Below are 21,164 nucleotides of genomic sequence, written 5' to 3' on the forward strand. Positions count from 1 at the left end.
GCCGGATGATTCCCGCGGACTGGCCGAACCGCGCGCAGAGCCGCATCGTCGCGGCGGGCGGGCTGCGCTGGCACGTGCAGGTGGCCGGCAGCGGCCCGGTGCTGCTGCTCGTGCACGGCACCGGCGCCGCCACGCATTCCTGGCGCGACCTGCTGCCGGTGCTGGCGCGGCGCTTCACCGTGGTGGCGCCCGACCTGCCCGGCCATGGCTTCAGCGAGCGGCCAGAGGCCCGCGGCCTGTCGCTGCCCGGCATGGCGCGCGGCCTCGCGGCGCTGCTGCGCGCCCTCGGCCTGGCCCCGGCACTGGCCGCCGGGCATTCCGCCGGCGCCGCGGTCATCGCCCGGATGACGCTCGACGGTGCCATGGCGCCGCGCGCCCTGATCGGCCTGAACGCCGCGCTGCTGCCCTTCGAGGGGCTCGCCGGCCAGCTCTTCGCCCCCATGGCCCGCATGCTGGCCGGCGTGCCGGCGGTGCCCTGGTTCTTCGCCTGGCGCGCCGGGGACCGCAGCGTGGTGGAGCGGCTGCTGCGCGACACCGGCTCGACGCTCGATGCCCGCGGAGTCGAGCTCTATGGGCGGCTGGTGCGCCAGCCCGGCCATGTCGCCGCGGCGCTCGGCATGATGGCGAGCTGGGAGCTGCGGCCGCTGCTGCGCGACCTCCGCGGGCTGAAGGTGCCGCTGGTCCTTATCGTCGGGGGCCATGACCGCACCGTCTCGCCCGCCGATGCGCGGCGGATCCGCGCGGCGGTGCCGCAGGCGCGCATCATCGACTTGCCAAGCCTCGGCCATCTGGCGCATGAGGAGCGGCCGGAGGAGGTCGCCGCCATCATCGCCCGGGTGGCGGCGGAACAGGGCCTGCTCGCCACCGAGACCGCATGATCCTCCCGCCTTCCCACGCCCAGCGACTCGAGCTGAACGACGAGGTGCATGCGCGCCCGCCGGAGGCGATGGTGGCGCCGCTGCGCGTCAGCTACCTCGCCCTGCTGCTGGACCCGGCGCAGCGCGAGGCGAGCTGGGAGGCGGTGGTCGCACTCGCGCAGCGCTCCGCGGTCGCGCCGCCGCTGCCCGGCGCCAGCCATTTCGTCGCGGATTTCGGCACCTACCGGCTGAAATGGGAGCGGCACACCGAATTCCACCGCGTCATGATCATCGCCCCCGATGCCAGCGAGGATGGCTTCGCCGAGCCGGCGATCACGGCGGTGCCGGAGGACTGGGTCGCTGCGCTGCCCGGGCAGCTCATGGTCGCGACCCACCTCGCCCTGCTGCCGGCCGGGGAGGGCGTGCCGGACATGGAGGCGATCGCCGAGCGGCATTTCGGCGGCAATGTCCTGGTCGGCGGCAAGATCGCCGGCGGCGCCGGCCATGCCTTCACCGATTTCCGCATCCATCCCGGCGGCTTCAGCCGCATCCTCGTGCTCGACCGCAGCATGTCGCAGCGCCAGGCCGGGCGGATCGTGCAGCGGCTGCTGGAGATCGACACCTACCGGATGCTCGCGCTGCTCGCCCTGCCCCTGGCACGGGAGGTCGGACCCTTCCTGACCGCGAGCGAGCGGGAACTGGCCGGCATCACCGCCGCGCTGGTGCGGGCGGAGGAGGCGGACGAGCCCGCGCTGCTCGAGCGCCTGACCGAGCTCGCGGCGACCATCGAGAACCGCGAGGCCGCGACGCTCTACCGCTTCAGCGCGGCCGATGCCTATTACGACCTGGTGCAGCGCCGGATCGCCGAGCTGCGCGAGGTCCGCGTCGAGGGCTCCCAGACGCTGCAGGAGTTCACCGAGCGGCGGCTGGCCCCGGCCATGGCGACCTGCCACGCGGTGGCGAGGCGGCAGGACGCGCTCAGCCGTCGCGTCGCCCGCGCGACGACGCTGCTCTCCACCCGCGTCGACCTGACGCGGGAGCGGCAGAACCAGGAGGTCCTCGCCTCCATGGACCGCCGCGCCCGGCAGCAATTGCGGCTGCAGCAGACGGTGGAAGGCCTCTCCGTCGCCGCCATCACCTACTACGTCGTCGGGCTGATCGCCTATCTCGCGAAGGGGCTGAAGGTCGGCGGCTGGAAGGTGGAGCCGGATGCCGTGACAGGCATCGCGGTGCCGGTCGTCGCCATCGCCATCGCGCTCGGCGTGCGGGAGGTGCGGCGCATCATCGCCCGCCGGGCCGGCGCCCCGCGCAAGGCCCGCAGCGCCGAGCGCGACTGAAACGCCCGGCGCGGAGCGCGACTGAGCCCCCGGCGCGGAGCGCCAGGGAGCTTCAGCGCGGCACCATCGGGAAGGTCGCCGCCATGGCCCAGGCCAGCGCCAGCGCATTGGCCAGCGCGGCCGGCACCGGCGAGTTGGTGGCGCGCCAGGACCAGCGGCTGATCAGGCCGAAGACCAGCAGGAAGAGCAGCATCACCGGCACGATGATCGCCAGGAAGAACAGCCGCGGCGGGTCCAGCGCGACCGCGCCGATCAGCGAGAGCAGGAAGAGCAGCTTCGTCGCGGCATAGCCGAAGCGCGCCGCGCCCGGCCCGCGCGTCGCCCATTCATCCGCGAGGAACCAGGGCAGCGTGCCGCAGAGCAGCACCGGCACCAGCCAGAGCCGGTGCGCCGCCGGCAGGAAGGAGAGCACGTAGCGGTCGATCGCCGTGCCGATGCCGAGGACGGCATAGGCCGCGAGCGCCGCCGTGGCGACGGCGGTGGCGCCCGCCGAGACCGCGATGCGCGGCCGCGGCACCCGCGCCCACCAGAGCCCCGCCGCCGTCAGCAGGCCATAAAGCCCGCAATGCACCATCAGGTAGTCGCCGAGCAGCAGCGGCAGCGCATGCGGCGGGAAGAGCCGCAGCAGCAGCGGCGTGGCGATGGCCGGCAGCAGGGCGACGGGCCAAAGGCGGCGCCAGGGCAGGCCGGCGCCCATCGGGGCCGCCGCCGCGCGCGGCAGCAGCCGGGCGAGCGGCCGCGCCAGCAGCACCAGCCCGCCGAGCAGCAGGCCGATGGCGCCGCCGCGCGCATCCACCCGGCCCTCGCCGCCGCGGCCGAAGGCGGCGTTCAGCCAGGCGCGCGCCTCGATCAGGCTCTCCCGCGCATAGAGCACCGCGATGTGCTCGACGCCCGCGACCAGCACCAGGCGGCGCGCGGTGCCGGCGGCGAAGTCGCCATAGGTCATGCGCTCCGCCGGCGCGCCACCCGCGGCCTCGGCCACGATGCGCCGCGCCGCGTCCTGCAGGAATTCCGGCTCCCAGGCGCCGGCCGCGACCAGCAGGTTGCGCGGCTGCGTCGCGGTCACCTCCGGCCCGAAGCCGGAGAAGGCGACGACCGCCGCGACCTCCGGCCGGGCGAAGGCGTAGCGGATGACGATATCGGCCGCCATGGAATGGCCGAGCACCGCGAGGCGCCCGTCGCCGAGCGGCCGCGCCGCCTCCGCCACCCGCCCGAGCGCATCGAGCAGCACGCCCGAGGCCGCCTTGTCGTCGGTCAGCCCGCCGGCGAGCGGCGTCGGGTTCCGCGCATGTCCCGGGAAGTCGAAGGTGACGGCGACGTAGCCGGCCTGCGCCAGGGTGGTGGCGAAGGGCTGCATCATCTGCTGCGCGCCGGCGAAGCCATGGGCGATGACGACGACCGGCGCGGGGCCGCCTCCGGCCTGGCGGTAGACGGCCGCCGGCACCTCCCCGACCCGGAGCGGCGAGACGGCCAGCCCCTCGGTCGCCGCGGTCAGGCGCAGCAGGCCGAAGAGAATGGCCGCCACCGCCAGCAGGGCGATCGCCGGGTCTGCCAATCGTCGCAGCACGCGCACCCTCCATCCCCGCCGCGCCGATTTGCGCTTTCCGCCACTGTCAGGGTCGCTTTACAGTATCGCATGATTGGGTTCCTGACAGTCCGGGGCGCGGCCCGCGATCCGCGAGGGGAGTGACGATGCGCCTGTCCCGCTCCGAGCCTGTCCTGAGCGCCGAAGACCTGGCGGCCTGCCGCAGGCTGCTCGCCGGCGGGTCGAAGAGCTTCCATGCGGCGTCGAAGCTGCTGCCGCGCCGGATCGCGGAGCCGGCGACGGCCCTCTATGCCTTCTGCCGGGTGGCGGACGATGCCATCGACCTGGATCCCGGCCCGGCGGCGCTGGCCGGGCTGCGGGAGAGGGTGGGGCGGGCCTATGAGGGGCGGCCGCTGCCCTTCGCCGCCGACCGGGCGCTGGCCGCGGTCATCGCCCGCTACGGCATCCCGCGGGCGGTGCCGGAGGCGCTGCTGGAGGGATTCGCCTGGGACCGGGAGGGGCGGCGCTATGCCACCCTCTCCGACCTCACCGCCTATGCCGCGCGCGTCGCCGGCACGGTCGGCACCATGATGGCGCTGCTGATGGGCGAGCGCCGGCCGGCGGTGCTGGCGCGGGCCTGCGACCTCGGCGTCGCCATGCAATTCTCCAACATCGCGCGCGACGTCGGCGAGGATGCGCGCGCCGGGCGGCTCTATCTGCCGCTGGACTGGATGCGGGAGGCCGGGCTGGACCCGGAGTCCTGGCTGGCGGCGCCGGCCTTCGATGCGCGCCTCGCCGCCGTGGTGCGGCGGCTGCTGGCGGAGGCCGAGACGCTCTACGCGCGCTCGGAGGCCGGGATCGCCCGGCTGCCGCTCGCCTGCCGCCCGGGCATCGGCGCGGCGCGACGGATCTATGCCGAGATCGGGCATGAGGTGGCGCGCGCCGGCTGCGACAGCGTCTCGCGCCGCGCCGTGGTCTCCGGCCGCCGCAAACTCGTGCTGCTCGCGCGCAGCGTCGCGGCGATCGCCCTGCCGGCGCGCGCGGTCGAGGCGCCCTGCCTGCCGGAGACGCGCTTCCTGGTGGAGGCGGTCGCGGCCGAGCCCTGGCGCGGCCGGCCGCCCCTGCCGGAGCGCAGCCTCGGCGAGCGGGTCGGGTGGATGCTCGAACTCTTCGCGCGCCTCGAGCAGGAGCGCGCCATGGACCGGCGGCTGCAGACGCCCGCGGCGGAATAGGGCGCGGCCCGCCTCCCGGCGCCCTCTGCAACATCGGCGGTCCGGTCGCGTTGCGCCTGTGGTCAGGCGGAGGCGAGGATCCATGCAGCAGGCCCTGGTGGAGCGGGCGCGCGGCGCCCTGGTGCCGCGGCAGGCGCGGCCCGTCGGCGATGCCGACATTGCCACCGCGCTCGCGGTCTGCGGCGGCGCTGTGCTCGCCTCCGGGCTGCTCTCGGCGCGCTGGTCGCCCTCGCCGACGCAGGGCCGCATCCGGCGGGACTACGAAAGGCTGGAGAAGCCGCCCTTCAACCCGCCCGATTCGGCCTTCGCCATCTGGGGCCCGCTCTATGCCGCGCTGACCGTCTCCGGCGCCCGGATCTGGAACGCGCCGCGCAGCCGGGCCCGCACCCGCGCCCTGGCCCATTGGTTCGGCATCCAGGGCCTCAATGCCTTCTGGCTGTGGCTCGGCTTCGGCCGGCGGCTGCGCGGCGCGGCGACGGCCGAGGCGGCGATCACCCTGGTCAATGCCGCGGCCTATGTGGAGGAGGCCCGCAAGGTGGACCGCCCCGCCGCCTGGCTCGCCGCGCCCTATGCCGCCTGGATCGGCTTCGCCGCGCTGCTGACCGAGGAACTCTGGCGGCGCAACCGCGGCCGCGTGGAGTAGTGTCAACCGTCGTTGCTTTGACCTTCGTCAAGGAAGCCTGACAGTTCCCGGCGCAGCCTGGATCCTCACCGGCAACGACCCGGGGGAGGGAAGCGGCGTGCGCATTGTCCTGATCCATCCGAACTACCACTCGGGCGGCGCCGAGATCGCCGGCAACTGGCCGCCCGCCTGGGTCGCCTACCTCTCCGGCTACCTGAAGAATGCCGGCTATGGCGACGTCACCTTCATCGACGCCATGACCGACCACCTCTCGCCGGAGCAATTGCGCGATGCGCTGGCGCAGTTGCGGCCCGACCTGGTCGGCACGACAGCCATCACGCCGGCGATCTACGAGGCGGAGGCGGTGCTGAAGCTCGCCAAGGAGACCTGCCCGCAGGCGGTGACGGTGCTGGGCGGCATCCACGGTACCTTCATGTTCCCGCAGGTGCTGGCGGAGGCGCCCTGGATCGACTGCGTGGTGCGGGGGGAGGGGGAGCAGGTGCTGCTCGACCTCGTCCGCTGCCTGGACGAGGGCCGCTGGCCGGCGGAGCGGGACACGGTGAAGGGCATCGCCTATCACGACGGGACGGAGGTGGTGGCGACGCCCGCCGCGCCGCCGATCGCCGATGTGGACAGGATCTCGCCGGACTGGGGCATCCTCGACTGGGGGAAATACGTCTACATCCCGACCGGCACGCGCGTCGCCATCCCCAACCTGGCGCGCGGCTGCCCCTTCACCTGCAGCTTCTGCAGCCAGTGGAAATTCTGGCGCGACTATCGCGTGCGCGACCCGAGGAAGGTGGTGGATGAGATCGAGACGCTGGTGCGCGACCACCAGGTCGGCTTCTTCATCCTCGCCGACGAGGAACCGACCATCCACAAGAAGAAATTCGTGCAGTTCTGCGAGGAGCTGATCGCCCGCGGCCTGCCGGAGAAGGTGCGCTGGGGGATCAATACCCGCGTCACCGACATCCTCCGCGACGAGGCGCTGCTGCCGCTCTACCGCCGCGCCGGGCTCGTGCATGTCTCGCTCGGCACCGAGGCGGCGGCGCAGCTCAAGCTCGACCGCTTCAACAAGGAGACGACCGTCGCCCAGAACAGGAAGGCCATCCAGCTCCTCCGCCGGGCCGGCATCGTGACCGAGGCGCAGTTCATCGTCGGGCTCGAGAACGAGACGGTCGAGACGCTGGAGGAGACCTACCGGATGGCCCGGGACTGGAACCCGGACATGGCGAACTGGGCGATGTACACGCCCTGGCCCTTCAGCGACCTCTTCCAGGAGCTCGGCGACAAGGTCGAGGTCTACGACTTCAGCAAGTACAACTTCGTCACGCCGATCATGAAGCCCGATGCCATGGACCGGGCCACGCTGCTGGACCGTACCATGGCGAACTACCGGCGCTTCTACATGCGCAAGGCCTTCCTGGGCTACCCGTGGGAGCGGGACCGGCGCCGGCGCAGCTACCTCGTCGGCTGCCTCAAGGCCTTCCTGAAGAGCGGCTTCCGGCGGACCTTCTACGACCTCGGCAAGGTCGGCTACTGGGGGCCGCAGACCAAGACGCGGGTCGACTTCCATTTCGACGAATCGCGCCGCCTCTCCGCCCCGGCGGCCAAGGCGCCGCACAATGCCATGTGGAAGACCATGCACCGGCCGAAGGCGAAGCTGCCGGCGGCCAATGCCGCGATGCAGTCGGCGCTGGCCGCCAGGGCCTGCGGCGGCGGGACCGAACAGCTTGAGGAGAGCCTGGAGCCGGTGACGCCTTGTGGCAGTGGCACGCGGCCCTTGCCCGAGGGCATCGGCGGGCAGGGCTGAGATGGACGGCGGCATCGCCCCCGGCGGCCGCATCGGGCCAAACGCCATCATCCAGGCGGCGGCGGCGCTCGATGCCGCCCTGTCGGTGGCGGAGGTCGATGCGCTCTTCGCCGAGGCGGGCCTCGCGCGCTACCGCCGCGCGCCGCCCGATGGCATGGTGGAGGAGCGCGAGGTCACCGCGCTGCATCGCGTGCTGCGCGCCCGGCTGCCGGAGGACCGGCTGGCGGCGCTGGTGCGGGAGGCCGGGTGGCGCACCGGCGACTACCTGCTCGCGCACCGCATCCCACGCCCGGTCCAATGGGTTCTGAAGCGGCTGCCTGCGCCGCTCGCCGCGCGCCTGCTGCTCTCGGCCATCCGCCGCCATGCCTGGACCTTCGTGGGCAGCGGCCGCTTCGAGGCGAGGCCGGGCCGGCCGCTGCGGCTTGCCATCGCTGGCTGCCCGCTCTGTCGCGGCGCGCAGGTCGCGCGCCCGGCCTGCGACTACTACGCCGCGAGCTTCGAGCGGCTCTTCGCCGCGCTGGTGCATCCGCGCGCCCGCGTCACCGAGGTTGCCTGCGAGGCGATGGGCGATGCCGCCTGCCTCTTCGCGGTGGAGTGGCGCGGGCCGGCGGCGCGGTGACCCGCGCCGCCGCGCAGGGCTACTGCACCACCCGCTTGTAGAGGTGCCAGGTGGCATGCCCCAGCACGGGCATCACCACCGCGAGGCCGATGAAGGCCGGGATGCTGCCCAGCAGCAGCAGCGCCGCGACGATCACGCCCCAGATCGCCATCGGCAAGGGATTTTCGAGGCAGGCGCGGAAGGAGGTGGCGATCGCCGTGCCGATATCGACACGGCGGTCGATCAGCATGGGCACCGAGACCACCGTCAGCATCAGCACGACAAGGGCGAAGAGGAAGCCGGCGCCATTGCCGAAGAAGAGCAGCCGCCAGCCCTCCGGCGTGGTGAAGGCCGCGTGCAGCATCCCGCCCATGTCCGTCACCGGCAGCTTGCCGAGGGTGGCGTCGTAGATCGACCGCGCCACCGCGATCCAGGCGACGAAGATCGCCATCAGCATGATGCCGAGCATGGCGATGAGCGGCAGGTTCGGGTGCCGCAGCACCTGGAAGGCGGTCAGCCAGGACACCGCCTCGCCGGCCTCCCGCCGCCGGCTGATCTCGTAGACGCCCACCGCGGCGACCGGCCCGACCAGGCTCAGCCCGGCAATCAGCGGCCAGAGCAGCGGCAGCAGCTCCCCGCCGGACATGGCGCGGGCCGCCACCAGCCCGACGATGGGGTAGAGGACGCAGAGGAAGACGAGCTGCGTCGGGTTGTTGAGGAAATCCTCCCAGCCCTCGCGCAGCGCCGCCCGCAGGTCATCCGTGCCGATGCGGCGGATGCCGACGGCCGACTCGCCGGCAGCCAGGCGGTCATTCGTCCAGGCTCGAGCCATTACGCACCTCCCTGTTGCGCCGCGCACAGCGCGGACATGCCGTGGTCCATGCGGACCCGCGCGGGGGGAGCGCCGGCCTTGGGGGCGGGAGCCGCCACGCGAGCCTCAGCACCGCTGATATGGCCCCGCCTTGCGGCCTGCCGTGGGTCACGAGGCTGCGAGGCGTCGAATCCGGTTGACGCTCATGTCCATTAAGATTGACAGTTGGATCTGACAATCAGGCCCGACACACGGTCCGGGCCGGGGGAGGTCTCATGGACGCCGTCACGCGCATCGAACGGGCCCTCGCCGCCGCCCTCGCGCTCGCGGAGGGGCCGGGCTGTCCGCCCCGCCTCGCCCAGGCCATGCAGCATGCCGTCTTCCCGCGCGGCGCCCGCGTCCGCCCGCGCCTCTGCCTCGCCGTCGCCGGCGCCTGCGGCGACGATGCGCCGGCGCTCTCCGAGGCCGCGGCGGCGGCGATCGAGTTGCTGCACTGCGCCTCCCTCGTGCATGACGACCTGCCCTGCTTCGACGATGCCGCGACCCGCCGCGGCCGGCCGAGCGTCCACCGTGCCCATGGCGAGCCGCTGGCGGTACTGGCCGGCGATGCGCTGATCGTCCTCGCCTTCCAGATCCTCGCGCGCGCCGCGCCGGCGGCGCCCGCGCGCCTCGCGCCGCTGCTGCTGACCATCGGGGATTCAGTCGGCGTACCGCGGGGCATCGTCGCCGGCCAGGGCTGGGAGAGCGAGCCGCGCTGCGACCTCGCGGAGTACCAGCGGGAGAAGACCGGCAGCCTCTTCGCCGCGGCCACCGCCGCCGGCGCCGCCGCGGCGGGCGCCGATGCGGCGACCTGGCGACGGCTCGGCGACCGGCTGGGCGAGGCCTATCAGGTCGCCGACGACATCCGCGACGCCATCGAGGACGAGGCGGCGATGGGCAAGCCGGCCGGCCAGGACGCCGCGCATGCGCGGCCGAGCGCGGTGCTGGAACTCGGCCTCTCCGGCGCCATCGCCCATCTCGAGGACCTCGCGGCCGAGGCGGTAGCGGCCATCCCGCCCTGTCCGGGCGGCGGCGAGTTGCGGGCGGTCATCCTGTCCGAGACGCGCCGGCTGCTGCCGCGCAAGCTCGACGTCAGCGCGGCCTGACACGGGGGATCCATGTCGGGGATTGCGACCATGGCGCCGCCGGGCCTGCCGGAGCGCCTCCGCGACGCCTATGACCGGCTGCTGGCCAGCGCGCGCTTCCGCGCCTTCGCCACGCGCTTCCCGCTGACGCGGCCCCTGGCGCGGCGGCGGGTCCGTGCGCTCTTCGATCTCTGCGCCGGCTTCGTCTATACCCAGACGCTGCTGGCCTGCGTGCGGCTGAAGCTCTTCGAGGTCCTGCGCGAGGGGCCGCAGCCGCATGACCTGCTCGCGGCGCGCCTCGGCCTCTCGCCGCAGGCAGCCACCACCCTGCTGAACGCCGCGGAGTCGCTGCGCCTGGTCGCGCGCCGGCGCGGCGGCCGCTGGGGCCTCGGCCCGCTCGGCGCCGCCATGGTGGACAACCCAGGCGTGACGGCCATGGTCGAGCACCATGCGCTGGTCTATGGCGACCTCGCCGATCCGGTGGCGCTGCTGCGCCGCGACCGCGGCGGCAACCGCCTCTCCGGCTACTGGCCCTATGCCGGGACGGAGCAGCCGGAGACGCTGCCGCCCGAGCAGGTCGCGGCCTATACCCAGCTCATGGCGGCCTCCCAGCCCTTCATCGCGGAGGAGGTGCTGGCTGCCTACGACTTCTCCCGCCACCGCTGCCTGCTCGACCTCGGCGGCGGCGACGGGTCCTTCCTCCGCGCGGTCGCGGCGAGGCACCCGTCGCTGCGCCTGATGCTCCTCGACCTGCCGGCGGTGGCCGAGCGGGCGCGCGAGCGCTTCGCCACGGCCGGCCTCGGCGACCGGGCCGAGGCCTTCGGCGGCGACTTCACGCGCGGCCCCATGCCGGCGGGCGCCGACATCGTCTCCCTGGTCCGCATCCTGCACGACCATGACGACGCGCGCGCGCTGGCAATCCTGCGCGCCGCCCGCAGCGCCCTGCCGCCGGGCGGCACCTTGCTGGTCGCCGAGCCGATGGCCGGCACGCCGGGCGCCGAGCCGATCGCGCAGGCCTATTTCGGCTTCTACCTGCTGGCCATGGGCACCGGCCGGCCGCGCTCCCCGGAGGAGCTTTCGGCCCTGCTGCGCCAGGCGGGCTTCGCCGATCCCCGGCTGCTGCCGACCCGCACGCCGCTGCTGGCGCGCGTCATGGTCGCGCGGGCGGCATAAGGCCGGCCTATGTCCAACATGCTTGACACTTTCTTGCGTCATTCTATCCTGACAGAAATCGGCCATGGGGAGGCCCAAGGCATGGACACCATTGCCGTCTTGCTGCGGGGACCCGAGGAACTCGGCCTGGAACGGCTCGAGCTCCTGCCTCCCGGCGCGGAGGACGTCGTCGTCGCGGTGGAGTGGAGCGGGATCAGCACGGGCACGGAGCGCCTGCTCTGGTCCGGGCGCATGCCGCACTTCCCCGGCATGGGCTATCCGCTGGTGCCCGGCTACGAATCGGTCGGGCGTGTCGTGCAGGCGGGCCGTGCGGCGGGCCGACAGGTCGGCGACCGTGTCTTCGTCCCCGGCGCGCGCTGCTTCGCCGACCATGCGGGCGCGCCGGTGCGCGGCCTCTTCGGTGGCGCCGCCTCGCGCCTCGTCGTGCCGGGCCCGCGGGCCATCCGGATCGGCGAGGGGCTGCGCGAGCAGGGGGTGCTGCTGGCGCTCGCCGCCACGGCCTACCACGCCTATCCGGGCGGCCTGGGGCATCCCGACCTGATCGTCGGGCATGGCGTGCTGGGCCGGCTGCTGGCGCGCATCGCGCTCGCGCTCGGCGCGCCCCCGCCGGTGGTGTGGGAGACCAATCCCGCCCGGCGCGACGGCGCCGAGGGCTACCGGGTCCTCGATCCCGCCGCCGATGACCGCCGGGACTACCGCGCGATCTGCGACGTGAGCGGCGATCCGGGGCTGCTGGACACGCTCATCGCCCGCCTCGCCCCGGGCGGCGAGGTGGTGCTGGCCGGCTTCTATGCCGAGCCGCTGCGCTTCGCCTTCCCGCCCGCCTTCATGCGGGAGGCGCGGATCCGCATCGCCGCCGAATGGAAGGCGCCCGACCTCGCCGCCGTGCAGGCGCTGCTGGCGGAGGGCCGGCTCTCGCTCGACGGCCTGATCACCCACCGCGAACAGGTGGCGCGGGCGCCGGAGGCCTATCGCACGGCCTTCAGCGATGCCGCCTGCCTGAAGATGGTCCTGGACTGGAGGGAATGTGCATGAACGCGTCCGTCGGCAAGACTCCCTCCGATCCGCCCAAGGCGTCCCTGACGGAGGCGCTGCGCGCCGAGGCCGCAATCGGCCCCGATCCGGTGCATAGCGGCCCGGTGCGGCGGCAGGCGCAGGTGATCGCCATCTACGGCAAGGGCGGGATCGGCAAGTCCTTCACGCTGGCCAATCTCAGCTACATGATGGCGCAGCAGGGCAAGCGCGTGCTGCTCATCGGCTGCGACCCGAAGAGCGACACGACCAGCCTGCTCTTCGGCGGCAAGTCCTGCCCGACCATCATCGAGACCAGCTCGCGCAAGAAGGCGGCCGGCGAGCCGGTGCAGATCGGCGATGTCTGCTTCAAGCGCGACGGCGTCTTCGCCATGGAGCTCGGCGGGCCGGAGGTCGGGCGAGGCTGCGGGGGCAGGGGGATCATCCACGGATTCGAGCTGCTGGAGAAGCTGGGCTTCCACCAGTGGGACTTCGACTACGTGCTGCTCGACTTCCTCGGCGACGTGGTCTGCGGCGGCTTCGGCCTGCCGATCGCCCGCGACATGTGCCAGAAGGTGATCGTCGTCGGCTCCAACGACCTGCAGAGCCTCTACGTCGCCAACAATGTCTGCTCGGCGGTCGAGTATTTCCGGAAGCTCGGCGGCAATGTCGGCGTCGCCGGCATGGTGGTGAACAAGGACGACGGCACCGGCGAGGCGCAGGCCTTCGCCAATGCCGCCGGCATCCCGGTGCTGGCCGCCATCCCGGCGCATGAGGACATCCGCCGCAAGTCGGCGAATTACGAGATCATCGGCCGGCCGGGCGGGCAGTGGGCGCCGCTCTTCGAGCAGCTCGGCCTCGCGGTCGCCGAGGCGCCGCCGCTGCGCCCGACGCCGCTGAGCCAGGAGGGCCTGCTCGGCCTCTTCAAGGGCGAGACGGTCGGCCGCGACGTGGTGCTGCAGCCCGCGACCATGGAGGACATGTGCGCCGCCGAGCTGCTGGCCAGGCCTTCCCTCGAAGTCGTCTACGAGGGGGGCTGAGGCATGGACTCGCTTCCGCCCAGCGCCCTTCCGGACGGGGCTGGCTGCCATGGCGGCCGGGAGACCATGCTCGACGCCGCCCGGGCCGCGGGCAAGACCGCGGCGATGGAGCGGCTGATGGCGGACTACCCGCGCGGCCCGCATGACCAGCCGCAGAGCATGTGCCCGGCCTTCGGCTCGCTCCGCGTCGGGCTGCGCATGCGGCGGGTGGCGACCATCCTCTCCGGCAGCGCCTGCTGCGTCTATGGCCTGACCTTCACCGGCCATTTCTACGGCGCGCGCCGCAGCGTCGGCTACGTGCCCTTCAACTCGGAGACGCTGGTCACCGGCAAGCTGTTCGAGGATATCCGCGACGCCGTACAGGCCACGGCGAAGCCCGAGGAGTATGACGCCGTCGTCGTCATCAACCTCTGCGTGCCCACCGCCTCCGGCGTGCCGCTCGACCTGCTGCCGAAGCAGATCGACGGCGTGCGCATCATCGGCATCGACGTGCCGGGCTTCGGCGTGCCGACGCATGCGGAAGCCAAGGACGTGCTGGCCGGCGCCATGCTGCGCTATGCCAGGCAGGAGGCCGAGGCCGGTCCGGTCGCGCGGCCGAAGAGCCTGGTCGAGGGCGAGCCGACCATCGCGCTGATCGGCGAGCTCTTCCCGGCCGATCCGGTCGGCATCGGTGCGCTGCTGGCGCCGATGGGCCTCTCGGTTGCGCCGCAGACGCCGTCGCGCGAATGGCGCGACCTCTATGCCGCGCTCGACTGCGTCGCCGCCGCGGCGGTGCATCCCTTCTACACCGCGAGCATCCGCGAGTTCCGCGCGGCCGGGCGGCCCATCGTCCCGTCCGGCCCCGTGGGGGTGGAGGGCACGGCGGACTGGCTTGAGGCGGTGGGGCGGGCTGCCAACCTCCCGGCCGCGCGCATCGACCTCGCCAGGTCCCGTGCCCTTCCCGCCCTGCAGGGCGCGCTCGGCGCCAACCCGATCCAGGCGCGCGTCACCGTCTCGGGCTACGAGGGCAGCGAATTGCTGGTGGCGCGGCTGCTGGTCGAGGCCGGCGCCGAGGTGCCCTATGCCGGCACCGCCTGCCCGCGGACGGAGTGGTCGGAGCCCGACCGCGCCTGGCTGGAGGCGCATGGCTGCCACGTGCAGTACCGCGCGAGCCTCGAGCAGGACATGGCCGCGATGGAGGAGGTGAAGCCCGACCTCGCCATCGGCACCACGCCGCTGGTGCAGCGCGGCAAGGAACTCGGCATCCCCGCGCTCTACTTCACCAACATGGTCTCGGCCCGGCCGCTCTTCGGCCCCGCCGGCGCGGCCAGCATGGCGGCGATCGTCGCGGCGCAGACGCGCGGGCGCGAGCGCTTCGGCCGCATGGTGAGCTTCTTCGAAGGCGTCGGCACCAAGGACGGCGCCGGCTACGGCTTCGCGGGCAAGCCCGTGGACCCGCCGGGCTTCCGGGAGCGGCAGCGGAAGATCCGCGCCGCCCGCGCGAAGGCCGAGGAAGCGGTGGGGACATAGACCATGCCCCTGCACCTCATCGCCGCGCTCCGGCGCGTCTGTTCCGTCCTGGCGGCGTCAGGCCGCTTGCCGATGCTGCCGGCATCGGCTGCGCGTCCTTCCTGGCCAGCCCGAAACATCCGCTGCCGGCGCATCGGCGTGCGGCACAGGGGCACGGTTTAGCCATGCTCGTCCTCGACCATGATCGCGCCGGCGGCTACTGGGGCGCCGTCTATGCCTTCGCTGCGGTGCGCGGGCTGCGCGTCGTCATCGACGGCCCGGTGGGCTGCGAGAACCTGCCGGTGACGGCGGTGCTGCACTACACCGATGCGCTGCCGCCGCACGAGCTGCCGGTGGTGGTGACGGGCATCGACGAGGATGCGCTGTCGCAGAGCGGGACGGAGGCGCTGATGAAGCGCGCCGCCGCCACCCAGGACCCGGACCTGCCGGCGGTGGTCGTCACCGGCTCGATCGCCGAGATGATCGGCGGCGGCGTGACGCCGGAGGGCAGCAACCTGCTGCGCTTCATCCCCCGCACTATCGACGAGGACCAGTGGCAGGCGGCCGACCGCGCCATCAACTGGCTCTGGTCCGAGTTCGGCGCCAAGCGCGGCAAGCCGAAGCCGCGGGTGCGGAAGGAGGGCGAGAGGCCGCGGGTCAACATCATCGGGCCGATCTACGGCACCTTCAACATGCCGAGCGACCTCGCCGAGGTCCGCCGCCTGGTGGAGGGCATCGGCTGCGAGGTGAACCTGGTCTTCCCGCTGGGCTCGCATATCGACGACGTGGCGAAGCTGCCGAATGCCGATGTCAATATCTGCCTCTACCGGGAGTTCGGGCGGAAGCTCTGCGAGGAGCTCGACCGGCCCTATCTGCACGCGCCCTTCGGCATCTTCGCCACCACCAATTTCCTGCGCAAGCTCGGCGAGCTCACCGGCCTCGACCCCGAGCCCTTCATCGAGCGCGAGAAGCACACGACCATCAAGCCGGTCTGGGACCTCTGGCGCAGCGTCACGCAGGACTTCTTCGCGACCGCGAGCTTCGCGGTGGTGGCGACCGAGACCTATGCGCGTGGCCTCCGGCGCTTCCTCGAGGAGGAGCTGGGCATTCCCTGCGCCTTCTCCTTCGCCCGGCGGCCCGGCCTGAAGCCTGACAATGCCGCGGTGCGGGAGGCGATGCGGAAGACTCCGCCGCTGGTCCTCTACGGCTCCTACAACGAGCGGATGTATGCGGCCGAGACGCGGGCGCGCTGCACCTACATTCCGGCCAGCTTCCCCGGCGCCATCGTGCGCCGCGCCACCGGCACGCCCTTCATGGGCTATGCCGGCGCGACCTACGTCCTGCAGGAATACTGCAACGCGCTGTTCGACGCGCTGTTCCACATCCTGCCGCTGGCGACCGACATGGACCGCGTCGATCCGACGCCGGCCCGCCCGGCCGAGCGCTGGGAGCCGGAGGCGCAGGCGCTGCTGGAGCGGCACCTGGAGCACGAGCCCTTCCTGCTGCGCATCTCGGCCGCCAAGCGGCTCCGCGAGCGGGCCGAGCGCGAGGCGCGCGAGGCCGGCGAGACGCGCGTGACCGCGGCCCGCATCGGGCACCTGCTGCAGGCCGTGCCGGAAGGCAGCCTCGCATGAGCCCGCGGTGTCCCGACGGATCCCCTTCACCGGAGACAAGCGCGCCGGCCGTCCCGGCCCGCGCGCGTCCCGCATCGCGCGCGGCGGTTGCCGCTGCGCCGATCCCTGCCGCGCGGGACCTGCGCGGTAACGGCCGCAAGGCCAGGTAGGAGGTCCGATGATGGCCGATACCAGGGGACCCTCCGGTCTGACGGAGGAAGAGGCGAAGGAAGTCCACAACCTGCTCATCAAGGGCTGGGCTTTCTCCGTCTTCGCTTCGATGGGTGCGCACATCCTCGTCTGGCTGTGGCGCCCGCTCGTCTACGGCGGCCAGGCGGTCCCGCCGGATTGGCGCTTCTTCTGATGGGACACGGGGCGGCAGGCTCGCTGCCCTGACGCCCGCTGCTTGGGGAGAGACAGATGCTGAACCTGCACAAGATGTGGATGCTGTTCGATCCACGTCGCTCGCTGGTCCTCGCGGCCATCGCCGTCGTGGTGATCGCGCTGGTCATCCATTTCGCGGTGCTCAGCTCGCCGCGCTACTGCGACCATCTCGGCTGGTGCGCGCCGACGGTGAACGCCCAGCCGGGCGCGGTCGCCGCCCGTCCGCCAGCGCGGTAACGCGCCGGCGTCCGCTTCGCGACAGGGGGTGGGACGGGCGCAAGCCCGCCCTTGCCCCTGTCGGGAGGCACCCTGCGGCGGACCGGCGCCGCCGCGCGGATGAGGGGATCTTGCGATGTCCATGCTGAGCTTTGAGCGGAAGTACCGGGTCCGCGGCGGCACGCTGGTCGGGGGCGACCTCTTCGACTTCTGGATCGGGCCGTTCTGGGTCGGCTTCTTCGGCATCACCACGGCGTTCTTCACCGTGATCGGCACCGCGCTGATCCTCTATGGCGCGGCGATCGGTGGCACCTGGAACCCGTGGCTGATCAACATCGCGCCGCCCGACCTGAAATACGGTCTGAGCCTGGCGCCCATCCGGGAAGGCGGGCTGTGGCAGGCCATCACGGTCTGCGCCATCGGCGCCTTCGTCTCCTGGATCTTCCGGCAGGCGGAGATCTCCCGCAAGCTCGGCATGGGGTACCACATTCCCGTCGCCTACAGCTTCGCGGTCTTCGCCTATATCTCCCTCGTGGTCATCCGTCCGGTGCTGATGGGCGCCTGGGGGCATGCCTTCCCCTACGGCATCTTCAGCCACCTCGATTGGGTCTCCAACGTCGGCTACCAGTACCTGCACTTCCACTACAACCCGGCGCACATGATCGCGGTGACCTTCTTCTTCACCACGGTGCTGGCGCTGTCGCTGCACGGAGCGCTGGTGCTCTCGGCGCTGAACCCGCCGCGCGGCGAGACGGTGAAGACCTCCGAGCACGAGAACACCTTCTTCCGCGACTTCATCGGCTACTCGATCGGCACGCTCGGCATCCACCGCCTCGGCCTCTTCGTCGCCCTGTCGGCCGGGTTCTGGAGCGCGGTCTGCATCATCATCAGCGGCCCCTTCTGGACGCGCGGCTGGCCCGAATGGTGGGGCTGGTGGCTGAACCTGCCGATCTGGCGCTGAGCGGGGAGGAAACGATCCATGGCTGAGTACCAGAACATCTTCACCCGCATCCAGGTGGTGGGGCCGGCCTATCCGGGCGTGCCGCTGCCCAAGGGTGACGCGCCGCGCAAGTACATGCCGGGCCATTGGCACCTGCTCGGCCGCCTCGGCGATGCGCAGGTCGGGCCGCTCTATCTCGGCTGGCTCGGGCTGCTCTCGATCTTCTTCGGCTTCGTCGCCTTCGAGATCATCGGCCTGGTCATGCTCGACAGCGTGAACTGGGACATCCGGCAGTTCGTCCGCCAGCTCTTCTGGCTGGCGCTCGAGCCGCCGGCGCCGAAATACGGGCTGCGCATCCCGCCGCTGAACGAGGGCGGCTGGTGGATCGTCGCCGGCTTCTTCCTCTCGGTCTCGGTCCTGCTGTGGTGGGCGCGCACCTACCGCCGCGCCCGCCAGCTCGGCATGGGGACGCATGTCGCCTGGGCCTTCGCCGCGGCGCTCTGGCTCTACTTCGTCTGCGGCTTCCTCCGCCCGCTGGCGATGGGAAGCTGGTCGGAGGCGGTGCCCTTCGGCATCTTCCCGCATCTCGACTGGACCGCGGCGCTGTCCATCCGCTACGGCAACCTGTTCTACAACCCCTTCCATGCGCTCAGCATCGTCTTCCTCTACGGCGCGACGCTGCTGTTTGCCATGCACGGCGCGACCATCCTCGCGCTCGGCCGCTTCGGCGGCGAGCGGGAGATCGAACTGGCGATCGACCGCGGCACGGCGGCCGAGCGCGGCGGCCTGTTCTGGCGCTGGTGCATGGGCTTCAACGCCAGCTTCGAGAGCATCCACCGCTGGGCCTGGTGGTTCGCCGTGCTCTGCCCGCTGACCGGCGGCATCGGCATCCTCCTGACCGGCACGGTCGTCGACAACTGGCACCAATGGGCCATGCAGCACGCCTTCGCGCCCTCCTATCCGCCGGAGGCCTGGAACGCGCTGCCCGACCCGCTGACCGTGCCGCAGGGAGGTGCGAGATGAGCTACGCGGTCAAGGCCGCCGCCACGGTCGCGGCGGCGCTGGGCGGCTTCGCGCTGCTCTTCACCTTCGAGCGTCCGCCGGTGGACAGCGTCCAGACCGGCTACCGCGGCCTCGGCATCGAGCAGGTCTACAACCCGCGCTCCACGCCGGTCACGCTCGCGGCCAACCAGGTGCCGGAGGTGATCGCCCGCGTGCCGGCGGTCGGGCCGAAGGCCGGGCAGGTCTACCAGAACGTGCAGGTGCTGGGCGACGTCACGGTGACGCAGTTCGCCCGCACCATGGCGGCGCTCACCACCTGGGTCGCGCCGCAGCAGGGGTGCAATTACTGCCACAACCCCAACAACATGGCCTCCGACGAGATCTACACGAAGGTGGTGGCGCGCCGCATGCTGCAGATGACGGCGCGCATCAATGCCGAGTGGAAGAGCCACGTGCAGGAGACGGGCGTCACCTGCTACACCTGCCACCGCGGCAACCCGGTGCCCAACTACTCCTGGGCGCGGAACGACACCCCGCCGCGCGCGGGCGGCCTCTCGGTCGGGACGGCCGGCCAGAACTTGGCCTCGGCCTCGGTCGACCTGACCTCGCTGCCCTACGACCCCTTCACGCCCTATCTCAGCAGCGACGCCTACATCCGGGTGCAGACCCCGGCGCCGAGGGTCACGCCCGTCAAGCCCGGCATCAAGGATGCCGAGTGGACCTATGCGCTGATGATCCACATGTCGACCTCCCTCGGGGTGAACTGCACCTACTGCCACAACACCCGCGCCTGGTATTCCTGGGAGGAGAGCCCGCCGACCCGGACCAATGCCTGGCACGGCATCCGCATGGTGCGCGACATCAACAACAACTACATCGACCCGCTGCAGCCGAACTGGGCCGCCAACCCCTATGGCCCGCCCACCGGCCCGAACCAGCCGCGCGTCGGCATCCATGGCGACCCGCTGAAGGTGAACTGCGGCACCTGCCATCAGGGCGCCTACAAGCCGCTGCTCGGCGTCTCCATGCTCCGCGACTATCCGGAGCTGAACGCGGTCACCAAGCTCGACGCCCCGCCGCCCATCCGGGAGTGAGGCGCGGCCGGCCCGCATCCGCGGGCCTTGCGGATACCAGGGCCGGCCCCCGCGCATCGGGGGCCGGCCCTTTCCTTTCAAGCCCCTCGCGGCGACTTCCGCCCCCGGGATGGGTTGCGGGCTCCGGCGCTTCGGCTATATCGGTCCCCGGCCCCCGTCCGTGCCTCCCCGGCGCACGGTGCCGCTCGTCCGTTGCCCCCTCGAGGCCCATCAGGGACGCCATCGCCGATGAATTCGCTTGAACTGAACAAGGCCTTCGCCGCGGTCCTCACGGCCGGCATCACCTTCATGGTGGCCGGCCTGATGGGCAAGGTGCTGGTGCATGGCGAGGCGCCGCACGAGAGCGCCATCAAGATCGGCGACGTCGCCGCCACCAACCCGGCCTCGGCGCCGGCCGCCGCCGCGCCGGCCATCGAGCCGATCTCCGGCCTGCTGGCGAATGCGAATGTCGAGAACGGCAAGTCCATCGTCCAGAAGCAGTGCGCCGCCTGCCACACGCTGAACGAGGGCGGGAAGGCCGGCGTCGGCCCGAACCTCTGGAACGTCGTCGGCGCGCCGCACGGCCATATGGAGGGGTTCAACTACTCCGCCGCGATCAAGGGCAAGCAGGGTCCCTGGGATTACGAGGAGCTGAACCACTGGCTCTACAAGCCGGCGGCCTATGCGCCCGGCACCCGCATGGGCTATGCCGGCCTGACCAACACGCAGCAGCGCGCCGACGTCATCGCCTATCTCCGGACGCTGTCGGGCAGCCCGAAACCCCTGCCGCCGGCCGGCCAGGCCGCCGCCCCGGCGCCCGCGGCGGCGCCGGCCGCCGCCGCAGTAGCGGCGCCCGCCGCTGCCCCGGCCGCCGCCGAGGCGCCGATCGGCACCTTGCTGGCCAATGCCGACCCGGCCAAGGGCGAGGCGCTGTTCAAGCGGCAATGCGCGGTCTGCCACACGGCGAACCAGGGCGGCCGCAACGGCGTGGGCCCGAACCTCTACGACGTGGTCGGCAAGCCGCATGGCCACCTGGAAGGCTTCAACTATTCCGCGGCGCTGAAGGGCAAGCAGGGCCCCTGGAACTACGACGAGCTGAGCGCCTGGCTGACCAGCCCGGCAACCTATGCCCCGGGCACCCGCATGGGCTTCGTCGGCCTGAAGAACCCCGAGGACCGGGCGAACGTCATCGCCTATCTGCGCAGCCTGTCGCCCAATCCGCAGCCGCTGCCCTGAGGCGCGGCCCAGGCCCCATGCCAGCCCCCGGCGGCCGCGAGGCCCCGGGGGTTTTTCATGCGGGACGGA

The 21,164-nt window shown here is 72.4% G+C and carries 20 protein-coding genes; 18 read left to right on the plus strand and 2 right to left on the minus strand.

The features are described from left to right. Nucleotides 1–5 precede the first annotated feature (5 nt). Entirely contained in the window at nucleotides 6–878 is an 873-nt protein-coding gene (gene bchO, locus Q7A36_RS03860; protein WP_305102339.1) for an alpha/beta fold hydrolase BchO, read from the plus strand. After that, a complete protein-coding gene (locus tag Q7A36_RS03865; RefSeq protein ID WP_305102340.1) occupies nucleotides 875–2,194 on the plus strand; it encodes a DUF3422 family protein in 1,320 nt (439 codons plus the stop codon). The genes bchO and Q7A36_RS03865 overlap by 4 nt, the downstream gene beginning before the upstream one ends. Nucleotides 2,195–2,246: 52 nt before the next feature. Here the strand turns inward: Q7A36_RS03865 and Q7A36_RS03870 are convergent, their stop codons facing one another. Beyond that, nucleotides 2,247–3,761, minus strand: coding sequence for an alpha/beta hydrolase family protein (locus Q7A36_RS03870; RefSeq protein ID WP_305102341.1), 1,515 nt, complete (start codon nucleotides 3,759–3,761; stop codon nucleotides 2,247–2,249). A 125-nt stretch (nucleotides 3,762–3,886) separates the two neighbouring features. Between Q7A36_RS03870 and Q7A36_RS03875 the strand changes: the two genes are divergently transcribed. The 4 genes from Q7A36_RS03875 to bchJ all read left to right on the plus strand — a co-directional run bounded on the left by Q7A36_RS03875 (nucleotide 3,887) and on the right by bchJ (nucleotide 8,005). Beyond that, nucleotides 3,887–4,951, plus strand: coding sequence for a phytoene/squalene synthase family protein (locus Q7A36_RS03875; protein ID WP_305102342.1), 1,065 nt, complete (start codon nucleotides 3,887–3,889; stop codon nucleotides 4,949–4,951). Nucleotides 4,952–5,033: 82 nt separating this feature from the next. Further along, nucleotides 5,034–5,594, plus strand: a complete 561-nt coding sequence (locus Q7A36_RS03880) for a TspO/MBR family protein (RefSeq protein WP_305102343.1) — start codon at nucleotides 5,034–5,036, stop codon at nucleotides 5,592–5,594. A 97-nt stretch (nucleotides 5,595–5,691) separates the two neighbouring features. Next, nucleotides 5,692–7,386: a magnesium-protoporphyrin IX monomethyl ester anaerobic oxidative cyclase gene (gene bchE / locus Q7A36_RS03885; protein ID WP_305102344.1), complete on the plus strand. Its 1,695-nt coding sequence runs from the start codon at nucleotides 5,692–5,694 to the stop codon at nucleotides 7,384–7,386. Between the two features lies 1 nt (nucleotide 7,387). Further along, a complete protein-coding gene (gene bchJ, locus Q7A36_RS03890; protein WP_305102345.1) occupies nucleotides 7,388–8,005 on the plus strand; it encodes a bacteriochlorophyll 4-vinyl reductase in 618 nt (205 codons plus the stop codon). Between the two features lie 19 nt (nucleotides 8,006–8,024). Here the strand turns inward: bchJ and Q7A36_RS03895 are convergent, their stop codons facing one another. Then, nucleotides 8,025–8,816 (minus strand): DUF2189 domain-containing protein, encoded by a 792-nt coding sequence (locus Q7A36_RS03895; RefSeq protein ID WP_305102346.1) that lies wholly within the window; start codon nucleotides 8,814–8,816, stop codon nucleotides 8,025–8,027. A 254-nt stretch (nucleotides 8,817–9,070) separates the two neighbouring features. On the opposite strand from Q7A36_RS03895, the gene Q7A36_RS03900 reads away from it, so the two are divergent. From Q7A36_RS03900 to Q7A36_RS03955, 12 genes are all read left to right on the plus strand, one after another. Further along, nucleotides 9,071–9,940, plus strand: coding sequence for a polyprenyl synthetase family protein (locus Q7A36_RS03900; protein ID WP_305102347.1), 870 nt, complete (start codon nucleotides 9,071–9,073; stop codon nucleotides 9,938–9,940). A gap of 30 nt (nucleotides 9,941–9,970) precedes the next feature. Then, nucleotides 9,971–11,092, plus strand: a complete 1,122-nt coding sequence (locus Q7A36_RS03905; RefSeq protein WP_305102348.1) for a methyltransferase — start codon at nucleotides 9,971–9,973, stop codon at nucleotides 11,090–11,092. An 81-nt stretch (nucleotides 11,093–11,173) separates the two neighbouring features. Beyond that, entirely contained in the window at nucleotides 11,174–12,127 is a 954-nt protein-coding gene (gene bchC / locus Q7A36_RS03910; RefSeq protein ID WP_305102349.1) for a chlorophyll synthesis pathway protein BchC, read from the plus strand. Then, a complete protein-coding gene (locus Q7A36_RS03915) occupies nucleotides 12,124–13,143 on the plus strand; it encodes a chlorophyllide a reductase iron protein subunit X (protein ID WP_305102350.1) in 1,020 nt (339 codons plus the stop codon). Before bchC ends, Q7A36_RS03915 begins: the two co-directional genes overlap by 4 nt. Nucleotides 13,144–13,146: 3 nt before the next feature. Next, entirely contained in the window at nucleotides 13,147–14,652 is a 1,506-nt protein-coding gene (gene bchY, locus Q7A36_RS03920; RefSeq protein ID WP_305102351.1) for a chlorophyllide a reductase subunit Y, read from the plus strand. Between the two features lie 164 nt (nucleotides 14,653–14,816). Further along, the gene (gene bchZ / locus Q7A36_RS03925; protein ID WP_305102352.1) at nucleotides 14,817–16,265 is read left to right on the plus strand and encodes a chlorophyllide a reductase subunit Z; all 1,449 of its coding nucleotides are present in this window, start codon (nucleotides 14,817–14,819) and stop codon (nucleotides 16,263–16,265) included. 157 nt (nucleotides 16,266–16,422) lie between these two features. Beyond that, nucleotides 16,423–16,608: a M14 family metallopeptidase gene (locus tag Q7A36_RS03930; RefSeq protein ID WP_305102353.1), complete on the plus strand. Its 186-nt coding sequence runs from the start codon at nucleotides 16,423–16,425 to the stop codon at nucleotides 16,606–16,608. Nucleotides 16,609–16,664: 56 nt separating this feature from the next. Beyond that, a complete protein-coding gene (gene pufA / locus Q7A36_RS03935) occupies nucleotides 16,665–16,865 on the plus strand; it encodes a light-harvesting antenna LH1, alpha subunit (RefSeq protein WP_305102354.1) in 201 nt (66 codons plus the stop codon). A gap of 115 nt (nucleotides 16,866–16,980) precedes the next feature. Then, on the plus strand, nucleotides 16,981–17,805 hold the full coding sequence (gene pufL, locus Q7A36_RS03940; protein ID WP_305102355.1) for a photosynthetic reaction center subunit L: 825 nt from the start codon (nucleotides 16,981–16,983) through the stop codon (nucleotides 17,803–17,805). 18 nt (nucleotides 17,806–17,823) lie between these two features. Beyond that, nucleotides 17,824–18,807, plus strand: coding sequence for a photosynthetic reaction center subunit M (gene pufM, locus Q7A36_RS03945; protein WP_305102356.1), 984 nt, complete (start codon nucleotides 17,824–17,826; stop codon nucleotides 18,805–18,807). Further along, nucleotides 18,804–19,880 (plus strand): photosynthetic reaction center cytochrome PufC, encoded by a 1,077-nt coding sequence (pufC, locus tag Q7A36_RS03950; RefSeq protein WP_305102357.1) that lies wholly within the window; start codon nucleotides 18,804–18,806, stop codon nucleotides 19,878–19,880. The genes pufM and pufC overlap by 4 nt, the downstream gene beginning before the upstream one ends. Nucleotides 19,881–20,108: 228 nt before the next feature. After that, a complete protein-coding gene (locus Q7A36_RS03955) occupies nucleotides 20,109–21,095 on the plus strand; it encodes a c-type cytochrome (protein ID WP_305102358.1) in 987 nt (328 codons plus the stop codon). Nucleotides 21,096–21,164: the final 69 nt, after the last annotated feature.

This window comes from Paracraurococcus lichenis (genome assembly GCF_030657435.1).
GTDB lineage: Bacteria > Pseudomonadota > Alphaproteobacteria > Acetobacterales > Acetobacteraceae > Paracraurococcus > Paracraurococcus lichenis.

What these genes read in the sequence shown, in the direction of transcription:
- bchJ (WP_305102345.1), top strand. Translation starts at nt 7,388, where the DNA reads ATGGACGGCGGCATCGCCCCCGGCGGCCGCATCGGGCCAAACGCCATC.
- Q7A36_RS03930 (WP_305102353.1), top strand. Translation starts at nt 16,423, where the DNA reads ATGATGGCCGATACCAGGGGACCCTCCGGTCTGACGGAGGAAGAGGCG.
- pufL (WP_305102355.1), top strand. Translation starts at nt 16,981, where the DNA reads ATGTCCATGCTGAGCTTTGAGCGGAAGTACCGGGTCCGCGGCGGCACG.
- Q7A36_RS03955 (WP_305102358.1), top strand. Translation starts at nt 20,109, where the DNA reads ATGAATTCGCTTGAACTGAACAAGGCCTTCGCCGCGGTCCTCACGGCC.
- bchC (WP_305102349.1), top strand. Translation starts at nt 11,174, where the DNA reads ATGGACACCATTGCCGTCTTGCTGCGGGGACCCGAGGAACTCGGCCTG.
- Q7A36_RS03915 (WP_305102350.1), top strand. Translation starts at nt 12,124, where the DNA reads ATGAACGCGTCCGTCGGCAAGACTCCCTCCGATCCGCCCAAGGCGTCC.
- Q7A36_RS03900 (WP_305102347.1), top strand. Translation starts at nt 9,071, where the DNA reads ATGGACGCCGTCACGCGCATCGAACGGGCCCTCGCCGCCGCCCTCGCG.
- bchO (WP_305102339.1), top strand. Translation starts at nt 6, where the DNA reads ATGATTCCCGCGGACTGGCCGAACCGCGCGCAGAGCCGCATCGTCGCG.
- Q7A36_RS03880 (WP_305102343.1), top strand. Translation starts at nt 5,034, where the DNA reads ATGCAGCAGGCCCTGGTGGAGCGGGCGCGCGGCGCCCTGGTGCCGCGG.
- pufA (WP_305102354.1), top strand. Translation starts at nt 16,665, where the DNA reads ATGCTGAACCTGCACAAGATGTGGATGCTGTTCGATCCACGTCGCTCG.
- Q7A36_RS03905 (WP_305102348.1), top strand. Translation starts at nt 9,971, where the DNA reads ATGGCGCCGCCGGGCCTGCCGGAGCGCCTCCGCGACGCCTATGACCGG.
- Q7A36_RS03865 (WP_305102340.1), top strand. Translation starts at nt 875, where the DNA reads ATGATCCTCCCGCCTTCCCACGCCCAGCGACTCGAGCTGAACGACGAG.
- Q7A36_RS03895 (WP_305102346.1), bottom strand. Translation starts at nt 8,816, where the DNA reads ATGGCTCGAGCCTGGACGAATGACCGCCTGGCTGCCGGCGAGTCGGCC.
- Q7A36_RS03875 (WP_305102342.1), top strand. Translation starts at nt 3,887, where the DNA reads ATGCGCCTGTCCCGCTCCGAGCCTGTCCTGAGCGCCGAAGACCTGGCG.
- pufC (WP_305102357.1), top strand. Translation starts at nt 18,804, where the DNA reads ATGAGCTACGCGGTCAAGGCCGCCGCCACGGTCGCGGCGGCGCTGGGC.
- pufM (WP_305102356.1), top strand. Translation starts at nt 17,824, where the DNA reads ATGGCTGAGTACCAGAACATCTTCACCCGCATCCAGGTGGTGGGGCCG.
- bchY (WP_305102351.1), top strand. Translation starts at nt 13,147, where the DNA reads ATGGACTCGCTTCCGCCCAGCGCCCTTCCGGACGGGGCTGGCTGCCAT.
- bchZ (WP_305102352.1), top strand. Translation starts at nt 14,817, where the DNA reads ATGCTCGTCCTCGACCATGATCGCGCCGGCGGCTACTGGGGCGCCGTC.